We start from the raw sequence: 12,854 nt of genomic DNA, 5'->3' as shown, positions 1-12,854 counted from the left end.
ATGCGTAAGCAAATTCAATATATATTTATACTAGTAGCCTTAGTAGCGGTTAATTTAATATCTGCCCAGGAAAAGGATACGATTCAGACTGATGTAATCAATGTGGTAAAGCCATATACACCAACGATTTCTGATGCTTTTAAAGTGAAAACCACACCTACTTTAGATGATAATGCCACTACCGAGAAAAAGGACGTTCAATATGAAATTTTGTCGGTGCCTGTAGCGTCAACTTTTACCCCGACAAAAGGAAAAGCGGCAACGATAGAGCGCGAAAAATCCACGCCGTTTTTCGATAATTATGCTAAACTAGGATTTGGTTCTTTTAAATCACTTTTGGCTGAGGTATATGTTACTAAAGAAATTAAAAGAACAGGGTCGCTAGGAGCGTATTTGTCTCATATGTCATCCAGAAAGGGATTGGAAGATAAAATTCTCGATGATGGAAATGCGTCTACCCAATTTAATTTAGATTACATAAAAAGGTATCGCGATTTAACATGGAGTATAAAAGGAGGACTGAACTATAAGGATCAGAACTGGTATGGAGTGCCTAATAATTTTAACAATGCAACTGTTGCCAAAAGGATAGATCAGGAACAGGCTTATTACGATGTGTTTTTTGGCGGTGATGTTTCTTTCGATTATACTTATATAAAATCAGGAAGCCTGGAAGTAAGACGGTTTTTGGACGGAATAGATTCTAACGAATACAATATTACTTTCGATGGTACTGTAGATTTACCAATAATGGATCAGGAAATTTCTACGGATGTCACTATGAATTTCTTGTCAGGTATGATGAGTAATGCCTATAGTTCGGGAGAAAAAACACCAGAATATAAAAATATCTTGTTTGGAGTGTCACCATCTTATAAATTCAGAAGAGATGATTTAACGCTGGATATAGGTCTTTCAATTTATTATTTACTGGGTATGAAAGATACGCCTAGCGATTTTTATGCTTTGCCAAATGTTACGGGATCGTACAGTATAGTGGAAGATGTTTTAGTGGCTTACGGAGGTTTAAAAGGAGATGTTATTCAAAATACGTATCGCGATTTAGTAGGTCAGAATCCATTTGTATCGCCTACTTTAGACATTAAGCCTACGGAATTAGGTTATAATGCCTTTTTAGGAGTCCTGGGAAAGTTCACTAATACAATTAGTTATAATGTTAAAGCCAGTTATTTGTCTGAATCTGATAAGCCGTTGTTTCAAAATAATGCCTATCAATCCAATTATAACGGAAATGACGCATTTAGATATGGAAACTCATTTGGAGTGGTTTACGACGACGTAAGAACGTTTAAGTTTAAAGGAGAGTTAACTGTAGATGCCAACAGAAATCTTAAAATGGGACTTAGAGCCGAGTATTTTAATTATAACACCAAGAATGAAGCAGAGGCATGGAACTTACCAGATATTAAAGCTTCTGTTTTTGGAGATTATCAAAGTGATCAAAAATGGTTTGCCGGAGCAAATCTCTTCTATGTAGGTGGACGTAAAGATTTACAGACAGTAACAGCTAATAGCAATACAACATCAGAAACTATTAAGCTTAAAGGATATATCGATTTAAATTTAAATGCCGGGTATAATGTAAATGAGCGTTTAGCAGCATTTGTTCGTTTGAATAATATTGCAAATCAAAATTACGAACGATTTAATCATTACAATGTTCAAGGTTTTCAGGCCCTGGCCGGAGCAACTTATAAGTTCGATTTTTAAATCTAATTGGTACTATAATATACGAAAAGCACTGCCGTATTTAGGTGGTGCTTTTTTGTTTGGAGCGTGTTGTTTATCAGTTAATTGTATGGTTTTTTACTGTGAGTTAATTCTAAATTAGTATATTTAAATCCTCAAATCTTGAAAATTAACGTGCTAAGGCACATAACCTACATTATGAATTATGAAAAAAATTATACTCTTATTTTTAGGATTAATATCCGGCATTTCGGTATTTTCACAAACCGAAGCCTACAGTGCCGATGTAAAACAATGTTTGAAAAGTAACGGAACTTATACGTATTATGAGTCCGTTTTTGATGCTTGTTTTAGCCAGATTGAAGCGCAATATTCTAAATTCGGAATTTCTTCTGAAACCTGGGACGAACTAAAATCGGTAAAGCCAGAGGCTATGGAAGATGTTAGCGATAAATTAGTTTTAGCTTATCAGGATTATTTTAATCATGACGATGTAAAACGAATGAATACCTTGTTTGCTTCTAATACGGGACAGACTATGTTATCCAATCCAGAAGCCCTGACTAAAAAGGATAAAAAAACCATCGACGAATTCTACAGAAGTGCCACCGGAAAAAAGATTACAAAATCGCAAGCCGGAATGCAGGAAAAAATGCAGGTAATTTCCGATTTCTGGTGCGGCGAAATGTACAAGACGGTTAACAAAAAACTTGAAGAAAAAGGGTATTCCGTGCGTTAAAGACTTAATTTGGCGAGATAATCGAAATGCTCGCCTTCCAAAAGTTTAGTGCATTTTATGCCTATAGTTGTGCAGGCGGTTTTCAGGGTTTCAAAATCTAAATATAACCAGGTTAACGGGGTTTCTTTTTCTCCTTTATAGCTTATAAAGTAATCGAGTTCGCCGTAATAATTGTTATTGGTGTCAATCCAGAGGCCGCCATCTTCATCTTCGTACATATATTGAATGTCTGAAGAATCTATTAAAATTTGTCCGCCAGAATTTAATAGTAATTTTAGATGTGATAAATATTTAGTAACGTAACTTAACTTTTGAAAAATACCAGTGCCATTCATTAGAAGTAATATGGTATCAAAAGTTTCTGTTTCATCTAAAACATCCTTGACTTCAACATTAGACAGTTGCCTTAATCTACAAACTTCTATAGCACCTGCGGAAATGTCAATGCCTTTTACGGTTAAGCCTTTATTTTGTAAAAATAAACTATGACTTCCTGCGCCGCAACCCACATCGAGAACTTTACCTTTAGCACGTTTTAATGCTTCCTGTTCCAGTTTAGGCATGTCTTTATATCTTCTAAAAAGATAGGGCAAAGGCAAAATGTCTTCTTCAGAAATACTGGTAGAAGTAATAAGGTCTTCGGTATAGTTACCGTGCTGATAATCTAAAAGGGCTTGTCCAAAAAGGTCTTTCATGTGTTTTTATATTACGGTGCAGTTAAAACAAAAATCTCAAGAATTAAAATAGTATTTTTGCATCATGCAGGAGATTATAGATAATTTGCCTAAACAGGCCAAAGATAAGCATAACGAGAATAGAAACTTTTTTAAAAAACTAAAAAAGAAACCGCCTAAACAACTCGATTACATTATGCAGGATTTGCATGAAGAAGAGTTTAAGCGTACAGATTGTTTGCAGTGTGCAAACTGTTGTAAAACGACAGGACCATTATTTACAGATAAGGATGTTGAGCGTATTGCTAAGTATTTTAAAATGAAACAGCAGCAATTTATAGATCAGTTTCTTAGAATCGATGAAGAGAATGATTACGTATTACAAAGTGTGCCGTGTACGTTTTTAGGAGCCGATAATTATTGTTCTATTTATGATGTGAGACCCAAGGCCTGTCGTGAATTTCCGCATACAGACAGGAAAAAGTTCCAGCAAATTTCTAATTTAACCTTAAAGAATGTAGCGATTTGTCCGGCAGCTTATAATATTGTAGAGGCTATGAAAAAACAGATTAAATTGTAGACTTCTATGTAATAGAGATTTTCTTCAGTTAATTTTTTAGTATCTTATAGTCTGCTAAAATTACTGTTTTTTGGAATCTCTTGTTAATTATTTTGAAACTATACCGTCCTTGCATCGCAGTTTAATTCTGGTCGGAGGGATTACTTTTTTCTGGGTGCTGGAAGGCGCGATTCCTTTATTTAAATTTAGATATAATAAATGGAAACATGCTGTGCCTAATTTCTTTTTTACATGCACAACTATAGTTGTTAATTTAGGAATGGCTTTTTTGTTGTTAAAAACGGCCGATTGGGTAGAAAATTATGACTTCGGAATTATAAACTGGTTGCCAGAATTACCCTTATGGGCTTATTTAACTTTAGGTGTATTGTTACTGGATTTTTTTGGAGCGTATCTGGCGCACTTTTTAGAGCATAAGATAAAACTTCTTTGGATGGTACATTTAGTACATCACACCGATCATAAGGTAGATACCACCACAGGAAACCGACATCATCCTATAGAAAATATGGTGCGATTTGTATTTACTGTTTTTGGGAGTATAATTGCAGGGACACCAATTGCTGTAATTATGATGTATCAATCCTTATCTGTCGTGTTTACGCAGTTAACCCATGCAAATATTAAAATGCCAAGATTAGTGGACAAGATTATTAGTTTTGTGTTTGTTTCGCCTGATATGCATAAAGTCCATCATCACTATGTGTTGCCTTATACGGATTCTAATTATGGAAATATTTTTTCAGTTTGGGATCGTTTATTTGGCACGTATATGGAACTGGATCGCGAGAAAATTCATTATGGTGTCGATACTTTTCCTGATGAAAATACTAACAGCAATATTAAAGCTTTATTGAAACAGCCTTTTCAGAAGTATAGAAAGCCAACTACAGGGTAATTTTAAAAAGGCAAGGTCTTCTATTTGTAAATTAAGTATTTGTTTCGTTTTTGTTTAAAGTCACTCAGGTCTTTTTCCCAGCTTGCCTTTATTTCATTTACGGTTAAACCAGATTCTATTTGTTGTTGAAGTTGTTTTGTGCCTGCGAGTTTTGTAAAGAAGGAATTGAAAAAATCACCTTTATTACTTGTTGTTGAATATGCAGTTATAAGGTATGATAAGTTTAATTCAGATAAAGGTTTTATTTTACTTAAATCTTCTCCGTAACATAATTTTCCTTCATGCTTTGGGTGTTTGGCTCCGGCATTAGGTTTTGGGGTATAGCTAAAACCAGATTTAGGTAAGTGAGGAGAACCATATATTTGAAATTGTTTATCTGTTCCTCGACCTGCGTTTACATTTGTGCCTTCAAATAAACACAAGCTTGGGTAAAGATTTATGGATTGGTCGTTAGGAAGATTTGGTGATGGTTTTATAGGTAAATGATAGAAAGATGTATGCGTGTAATGTTCCATAGGAATAACTGTAAGATCGCAGGAAATTTTGTGCTTTAACCAGCCTTCACCATTTATCATTTGGGCATATTCACCAATAGTTAAGCCGTGAACAACGGGGATAGGGTGCATGCCAACAAAACTGGAATGTTCAGGTTCTAAAACTGGTCCGTCAATATAATGCCCGTTCGGATTCGGGCGGTCTAAAACCAAAACAGGAATATTGTTTTCGGCACAGGCTTCCATTACATAATGCAGCGTTGAAATATAGGTGTAAAATCGAGCGCCAACATCCTGAATGTCGAAAACTAATAGGTCTATGTCGTTAAGTTGTTCTTTCGAAGGCTTTTTGTTAGAACCGTATAATGAAACTATAGGAAGATTAGTTTTAGTATCGATACCGTCTTTTACAACTTCACCTGCATCTGCCTGCCCTCTAAAACCATGCTCTGGCGAGAAGACTTTGGTTAATTTTACATCTGACACTAATAAAGAATCTACAATATGAGTAAACTGGCCATTGGTTTTAAAAATAACAGAAGTCTGATTGGCAACAATGCCAATTTTTTTACCTTGTAACATAGGGAGGTAGATTTCCGTGCGATTGGCTCCGACAATAATAGGAGGCTCAGTTTTAGTTGATTGTACTTGTTTAATTTCGGAGGCTTTAGTGGAAGAATTACAAGCGTAAGAAATCATGATGAAAACAAATAATAAAACTGTATTTTTGAACACATTAAAAGGCATACCTAAAGTTTGAATTTCGAATATTTTTTAGCAAAACGCATTATTGGCAGTAAAGCGTATAAAAGTAGTGTTTCGGCTCCAATTATAAAAATTGGTATTGCGGCAATTACTATTGGTTTAGTGGTTATGATGATTGCTATTGCAACAGGTATAGGGCTTCAGCAAAAAATTAGAGATAAGGTAGTTGCTTTTAACGGGCATATTACTATTTCGAATTTCGACAGTAATAATTCTCAGGAAAGCGGAGTTCCTATTTCCAAAGATCAGGAGTTTTATCCGGAATTTAAATCAGTTTCAGGTATAAACCATATTCAGGCCGTAGCCACCAAGTTTGGAGTAATCAGAACAGCAACCGATTTTGAAGGCATTATTTTAAAAGGTGTCGGTAAAGATTACGACTGGCATTATTTTAAAGAGTTTGTAACAGCTGGTCGTTTACCAGATTTTACAAAGGAACGGAATGAAGAGATTTTAATGTCTCAGTATTTAGCCAATAAAATGGGGTTTACGGTGGGAGATCGGGTAAACACTTATTTCATTAAGGATAATACAAATAAACCACCAAATGTAATTACTTATACAATAGTAGGGATTTATAATTCTGGATTTCAACAGTTCGATGCGACTTATGTTATTGGAGATATTCGGCATATTCAGCGTTTGAATAAATGGGAGGATTCCCAAATTGGAAATTTTGAATTGTTTGTAGATGATTTTGATGCAGTAGCAGAAACCGGGATGGAAGTTTATAAGAATACGCCTCCAACTTTAAACACTCAGACAATTATTGAAAAATTTTATTCCATTTTCGAATGGATTAAAATTTTCGACAACAATATTTATGCAATTATAGGTATAATGATATTGGTAGCCGGAATTAATATGATTACTGCATTATTAGTACTGATTTTAGAGCGCACACAAATGATTGGGATTCTAAAAGCGCTTGGTAGCAACAACTGGAGTATAAGAAAAGTCTTTTTGTTTAACGCTTCGTATTTAATAGTATTAGGATTATTTTGGGGAAATGTTATTGGCTTAGGCCTGTTGTTTGCTCAAAAGTATTTTAAACTTTTTCCATTAGATCCAAGTGTGTATTATGTTACAGAAGCACCTGTTTACATTAATTTAAATTACATTCTGGCGTTAAATATCGGGACATTTATTTTGTGTCTGGTTATGCTCTTGGTGCCTTCATTTATCATTACAAAAATATCACCGGTAAAAGCCATTCGTTTTGAATAGGTGTTTGATTTACCGAGTTTATAGTATGTAAAAAGCCTGAGATCTCTCCCAGGCTTAGTACTTAAATATTGAAATGTTTATGGACTATCCTTGTGGGATACCTTCTTCACCACCAGTTTCTCCACATGGTCCTAAAGTGTCATTAGGGTGTTGAAGAAAATGAGCAACGGCAGCAGGAGCTGCAACCGTAATGGTATGCGGATTGTGATCCACATTGTGGCAAAGTGTCACTTTTGTTTGTCCAAGGATGGCTAAAGCACCAATACCAAGAACAACACCAAGACTAATTCTTGTTTTCATATGTTAAGATTTAGGGGTTAATAGAGTATAATATTACAAATCTTAGAGGGGAATTTTAAATGTTTGTGCGATTTTTCGACGAAATGCAGGTCTGTTTTTTTAGAATTAGTGTTTTAATGTAATTGTAATTCAGTGTATTGTGTTTTTGTTTTATTGGGTTTTTGGTATATTTAAAAATGCAAGAAGATTATTTACATTACCTGTGGAAATTTAAAAAAATAGACACGAAACACTTAATTAGTGTTGATGGAGAGGTTTTGAATATATTAAGTGTGGGACAGCACAATTACAATTCAGGCCCCGATTTTTTTAATGCACAAATTGAGATAGACAATCAGTTGTGGGCTGGCAATGTTGAAATTCATTTAAAGTCTTCCGATTGGTACGTACATAATCATGAAACAGATAAGGCTTACGATAATATTATTCTTCATGTCGTCTGGGAACACGATGTGGATGTTTTTAGAAAGAATAATACCGTAATTTCCACCCTGGAACTTCAAAATTATATTTCTAAACCGGTGTTAGACTCCTATTATAAATTGTATTCCGGTAATAAACGGTGGATTAATTGTGAGTCTGATTTTAAATTTACAGATGAGTTTTTACTTAAAAACTGGATAGAGCGTTTGTATTTTGAACGATTAGAAAGAAAATCAACTCAGATTGAAGAACTGCTTAGTGTAAGTAATCAGAATTGGGAAGCGGTATTGTTTCAAATGCTGGCTAAGAATTTCGGACTTAAATTAAATGGAGAGGCTTTTTTGAGTATGGCTACCTCTTTTGATTTCTCTATAGTGCGTAAAATTCAAAATAAAGAAGCGCTTCTGGAAGCTTTGTTTCATGGCCAGTGTGGCTTGTTAGAGGAGCCAATAGATGAACCGTATTATGTTTCACTTCAAAATGATTATAAATTTTTAAGTCAAAAATTTCAATTGAATAATCAGAAGGTTTTACCTGTGCAGTTTTTTAGGCTTCGACCGCCCAACTTTCCAACAATCAGATTATCTCAGTTGGCTCAGGTCTATGCTTTAAATGCCAATTTGTTTTCAAAAATAATGGAGGAAACATCTTTAGAAGGATTTTATACTATGTTTTCTGTCGAAACTTCCGAGTTCTGGAAGAATCACTACACGTTTAAAAAAGCTTCAAAACCGGTAAGAAAAAAAATATCAAAGTCATTTACAGACCTTTTGTTAATTAATACCATTTTACCGTTAAAGTTTAGTTACGGTAAATATTTAGGAAAAGACAATTCGGAAGTCGTATTAGATTTAATAAAGGCTATACAACCCGAGAGAAATACCATTGTTGAAAAATTTGAATTACTAAAACCTATTTTTAGTTCTGCATTACAAACTCAGGGTGTAATTCAGTTAAAAACCGAATATTGTAATAGAAATAAATGCCTGCAATGTGCCGTTGGAAATTCAATATTAAATCGAATTTAATTAACTTGCGGCATGAATATTTTCTACAACACTTTATTGAATTTTCAGAAACACGGATTTTACGTGTGTCAGCGTATTGCCGATCGTTTAGGTATGCGTGCCAAGGTAGTAAGAACCTCGTTTATTTATTTAACGTTTGTTACCGTTGGTTTTGGCTTTGCGCTTTACCTGTTTTTGGCATTTTGGATGCGAATTAAAGATATGTTATACACCAAACGCTCTTCGGTTTTTGATTTGTAATTCATGAAATTTTTCTTTTTTACTGCTTATTCTTTTAAAAACCAATTATTTTTAGCAACTTGGGGCGCTTTAAACGGGCACCCTTACCCTAATTATTAACTAATACTATTTAAATTATGAGGAAATATTTCCTATTTCTACTTACTTTAATCATTCCCATTTTAACCTTCGCTCAAGATTCAACCTCTGCAAAAGTTGATGCCATTTTTAAAAATTATACGAGCTGGTTTGTAGATGGGATTTTTTATGAAATACCATTTACAGAAAATTTCAAATTACCTTGGGTTTTAATAGTATTAATAGGTGGAGCTATTTACTTTACCATCTATTTTAAATTTATAAATTTTACTGGATTCGTTACTGCCTTAAAGGTGGTAAAAGGACAATATGAAGATATTGAGAAACACGGCGCCGATACATTATACGGTGATGTTACGCCTAATGATCATGAAAATATAATTGAAACGTTGCGTGATGATAGTGCAGAAGGTGAAGTGTCACACTTCCAGGCGCTTACAGCAGCGCTTTCTGCTACAGTCGGTTTAGGTAATATTGCTGGTGTAGCCGTAGCATTATCTATTGGTGGACCTGGTGCAACATTCTGGATGATTGTAGCAGGGCTATTAGGTATGGCTTCTAAATTTGCTGAGTGTACACTTGGTGTTAAATACAGAGACGTTGGTAAAGACGGAACTGTTTATGGAGGACCAATGTACTACCTTAAAAAAGGACTAGGAGAAAAAGGTTTTGGTGGTTTAGGAAAAGTACTAGCCGTTGTATTTGCCATTTTCGTTATAGGTGGTTCTTTTGGAGGTGGAAACATGTTCCAGGCTAACCAGGCAGCAGCTCAATTTGTTAAATTATTTGATATTCAAAGTGAGAACGGCGGACTTTATTTTGGTCTTGTTATGGCTGTTTTAGTAGCTGTGGTTATTATTGGAGGTATTAAAAGAATTGCATCTGTTACCGAAAAAGTAGTACCATTTATGGCTGGAATTTATGTTTTAGCCTCATTAATTATTTTAGGAGCAAATTATAATCACATAGGAGATGCCTTCAGTTTAATTATAGAAGGTGCTTTTTCCGGTTTAGGAATTGCTGGTGGTTTAATTGGTGTAATGATTCAAGGTATACGTAGAGGAGCTTTCTCTAACGAAGCAGGAGTTGGTTCTGCTGCAATTGCGCACTCTGCAGTAAGAACAAAATATCCGGCTAGTGAAGGAATTGTAGCATTACTAGAGCCGTTTGTCGATACTGTTGTAATCTGTACTATGACTGCATTAGTAATCATAATTACTAACTTCGATGGTCAATTTATGGAATATGGTGTGCCGATTAAAGAAGGTGTTGAGTTAACCGCAACAGCATTCGATACAGTGATTCCGCATTTCTCTGTAATTTTAACTATTGCAGTAATTTTGTTTGCTTTTTCTACTATGATTTCTTGGTCGTATTACGGTATGCAAGGTTGGGTATATTTATTCGGAAAAGGAAAAGTTTCAGATTTAGTTTATAAATTTTTATTTTTAGTATTTGTAGTAATCGGGGCGTCAATTAGTCTTGGAGCTGTAATAGACTTCTCTGATGCTATGATTTTTGCTATGGTGGTTCCTAATATTATTGGTGTAGTTATGCTAACACCTATAATTAGACGAGAGCTGAATAAATATATGAACGCAATAAATAAAAAGGAAGATGCTTTAGAGGAAGGCGCAACAGACTTTACAGAGCATATGTAAAAAAAAACTTATGAAGATTTTAAAATCCCATATCACGTTTACTAATAAACAACGATATGGGATTTTTTTATTGCTTTTCATTATTTGTGTACTGCAGTTGGTTTATTTCTTCGTTTCCCGGACTGAAGTAGAAATTAATTTAGAAGCAGATACTCTGGCTGTTTTAGAAGCCGAAATAGATTCTTTAAAACAAGAATCAGCAGGAAAGGAAAAAACTAAGATCTATCCTTTTAACCCAAATTATATTACAGATTTTAAAGGCTATACTTTGGGAATGTCTAATGAAGAAATTGATAGGTTCCATACTTATAGAAGTCAGGGTAAGTGGATTAATTCAGCAGAAGATTTTCAGAAGGTAACAGGAGTTTCAGATGAGTTGCTGAAAAGTATTTCACCGTATTTTAAGTTTCCGGATTGGGTTTTAAAGCAGAAAATTTCAGGCATAGAAGATTCTAAAGTTACTTCAAGAGCGTCTTCATCTAATATTAAAGGTGATTTAAATACAGTAACGACTCAGCAGCTTCAATCGGTTTACGGCGTTGGAGAAGCTTTGGCGACACGTATAATCAGATTCAGAAATACATTTGAAGGTGGATTTATTTCCGATGTTCAGTTGCTGGATGTATATGGTTTATCGCCTGAGGTTATAAAAAATATAACTTCACAATTTACGGTTAAAACGCCGCGAAATGTAGAAAAAGTGAATATTAATCAGGCAAATATTGACGACTTGGTTAAAATACAACATATAGATTATCCCTTAGCTCAGCATATAATTGAAGAGCGTACGCTTAGAGAAGGCTTTAAAAGTTTAGATGACTTATTAAAAGTAAAGAACTTTCCTGTTCAAAAAATAGATATAATTAAGTTATATTTGGCGCTCAATTAATTCTGGTATTCTAGAATATAATAAATACCCTAATATGAATACTATGTACTTCACAGAAGAACATGACCTGTTTAGACAAAGTCTGCAAGATTTTTTAAAGAAAGAAGTAGTTCCACACATTGAAAAATGGGAGAAATCAGGAACGATAGAGCGTTTCATCTGGAAGAAATTTGGAGAGATGGGCTTTTTTGGTATTGCTTATCCTGAAGCTTATGGCGGACTGAATTTAGATATATTTTATACCGTTATCTTTTTAGAAGAATTACAAAAAATTAATTCATCCGGTTTTGCTGCTGCAATGTGGGCGCATGCTTATCTCGCTATGACGCATTTAAACAAGGAAGGCGACGAGGCAATTAAACAAAAGTACCTGGCTCCAAGTATAGCAGGAGACAAAATAGGATGTTTATGTATAAGCGAACCTTTTGCTGGAAGCGATGTTGCCGGTATGCGGACTACAGCTGTAAAGCAGGGAGATAAATATGTAATAAACGGATCAAAGACCTTTATTACAAATGGTGTTTACAGTGATTATCTGGTAGTTGCTGCTAAAACAGATACTACTAATGCTCATAAAGGGATTAGTATTTTTGTTGTAGATCGAGATACTCCAGGCATTTCTTCTACAAAATTAGATAAGTTAGGATGGAGAGCCAGTGATACTGCAGAGATCGCTTTTAATAATGTTGAAATTCCTGCTTCTAATTTAATGGGAGAAGAAGGAAAAGGTTTCCCTTATATTATGCAGCATTTCGCTTTAGAGCGATTAATTATGGGGGTTAATGCCCACGCCAGAGCAGAATACGCTTTAGACTATGCACAGAACTATATGTCGGAGCGTATGGCGTTTGGAAAAACTATCGATAAATTTCAAGCATTACGGCATAAATTTGCCGATTTATATGCAGATATGAGTCTTTGTAAGTCCTTTAATTACGAAGTTGCTTACCGTTTAAATAAAGGAGAGTATGTGGTAAAGGAAGCAACAATTTCAAAATTGAAATCAACTAAAATGTCAGATGAGGTTGTGTATGAATGCTTACAGTTTTTGGGCGGTTATGGCTATATGGAAGATTATCCGCTAGCACGTTTGTTGCGCGACAGTAGATTAGGACCAATAGGAGGGGGAACTTCAGAAATTCTTCGGG

13 protein-coding genes are annotated in these 12,854 nt (G+C 34.7%); 10 read left to right on the top strand and 3 right to left on the bottom strand.

What is annotated here, in order from left to right; all coding sequences use genetic code 11:
- Together I3217_RS09380 and I3217_RS09375 are read left to right on the top strand one after the other, a co-directional pair.
- Positions 1-1,731, top strand: coding sequence for a TonB-dependent receptor (locus I3217_RS09380; protein ID WP_435049499.1), 1,731 nt, complete (start codon positions 1-3; stop codon positions 1,729-1,731).
- 184 nt (positions 1,732-1,915) lie between these two features.
- The gene (locus I3217_RS09375) at positions 1,916-2,449 is read left to right on the top strand and encodes a DUF2059 domain-containing protein (protein WP_435049498.1); all 534 of its coding nucleotides are present in this window, start codon (positions 1,916-1,918) and stop codon (positions 2,447-2,449) included.
- On the opposite strand, the gene I3217_RS09370 is transcribed toward I3217_RS09375, so the two are convergent.
- A complete protein-coding gene (locus I3217_RS09370) occupies positions 2,446-3,144 on the bottom strand; it encodes a class I SAM-dependent methyltransferase (protein WP_435049497.1) in 699 nt (232 codons plus the stop codon). The genes I3217_RS09375 and I3217_RS09370 overlap by 4 nt on opposite strands.
- Before the next feature lie 64 nt (positions 3,145-3,208).
- Here I3217_RS09370 and I3217_RS09365 point away from each other — a divergent pair, with 64 nt between their 5' ends.
- Complete coding sequence (locus I3217_RS09365) at positions 3,209-3,703, top strand: YkgJ family cysteine cluster protein (protein ID WP_435049496.1); 495 nt, start codon at positions 3,209-3,211, stop codon at positions 3,701-3,703.
- A 70-nt stretch (positions 3,704-3,773) separates the two neighbouring features.
- Complete coding sequence (locus I3217_RS09360) at positions 3,774-4,601, top strand: sterol desaturase family protein (RefSeq protein WP_435049495.1); 828 nt, start codon at positions 3,774-3,776, stop codon at positions 4,599-4,601.
- Between the two features lie 20 nt (positions 4,602-4,621).
- Here I3217_RS09360 and I3217_RS09355 read toward each other — a convergent pair whose 3' ends face one another.
- Entirely contained in the window at positions 4,622-5,842 is a 1,221-nt protein-coding gene (locus tag I3217_RS09355) for an exo-beta-N-acetylmuramidase NamZ family protein (RefSeq protein ID WP_435049494.1), read from the bottom strand.
- A 9-nt stretch (positions 5,843-5,851) separates the two neighbouring features.
- Here I3217_RS09355 and I3217_RS09350 point away from each other — a divergent pair, with 9 nt between their 5' ends.
- Positions 5,852-7,087 (top strand): ABC transporter permease, encoded by a 1,236-nt coding sequence (locus I3217_RS09350; RefSeq protein WP_435049493.1) that lies wholly within the window; start codon positions 5,852-5,854, stop codon positions 7,085-7,087.
- Positions 7,088-7,171: 84 nt separating this feature from the next.
- Here I3217_RS09350 and I3217_RS09345 read toward each other — a convergent pair whose 3' ends face one another.
- Complete coding sequence (locus I3217_RS09345) at positions 7,172-7,387, bottom strand: hypothetical protein (protein WP_435049492.1); 216 nt, start codon at positions 7,385-7,387, stop codon at positions 7,172-7,174.
- Positions 7,388-7,563: 176 nt separating this feature from the next.
- On the opposite strand from I3217_RS09345, the gene I3217_RS09340 reads away from it, so the two are divergent.
- From I3217_RS09340 to I3217_RS09320, 5 genes are all read left to right on the top strand, one after another.
- Positions 7,564-8,838, top strand: coding sequence for a DUF2851 family protein (locus tag I3217_RS09340; protein ID WP_435049491.1), 1,275 nt, complete (start codon positions 7,564-7,566; stop codon positions 8,836-8,838).
- Between the two features lie 12 nt (positions 8,839-8,850).
- Positions 8,851-9,078, top strand: coding sequence for a PspC domain-containing protein (locus I3217_RS09335; RefSeq protein ID WP_435049490.1), 228 nt, complete (start codon positions 8,851-8,853; stop codon positions 9,076-9,078).
- Between the two features lie 116 nt (positions 9,079-9,194).
- Positions 9,195-10,817, top strand: a complete 1,623-nt coding sequence (locus I3217_RS09330; protein ID WP_435049489.1) for an alanine/glycine:cation symporter family protein — start codon at positions 9,195-9,197, stop codon at positions 10,815-10,817.
- Between the two features lie 10 nt (positions 10,818-10,827).
- The gene (locus tag I3217_RS09325; RefSeq protein WP_435049488.1) at positions 10,828-11,706 is read left to right on the top strand and encodes a ComEA family DNA-binding protein; all 879 of its coding nucleotides are present in this window, start codon (positions 10,828-10,830) and stop codon (positions 11,704-11,706) included.
- A gap of 34 nt (positions 11,707-11,740) precedes the next feature.
- Positions 11,741-12,854 (top strand): acyl-CoA dehydrogenase family protein (locus I3217_RS09320; RefSeq protein WP_435049487.1); only part of this gene is annotated, 1,114 nt, incomplete at its 3' end.

Origin of the sequence: Formosa sp. S-31, from assembly GCF_051172795.1 — a bacterium.
Lineage (GTDB): Bacteria > Bacteroidota > Bacteroidia > Flavobacteriales > Flavobacteriaceae > Formosa.
This window is presented reverse-complemented; position numbering and strand designations above follow the sequence as displayed.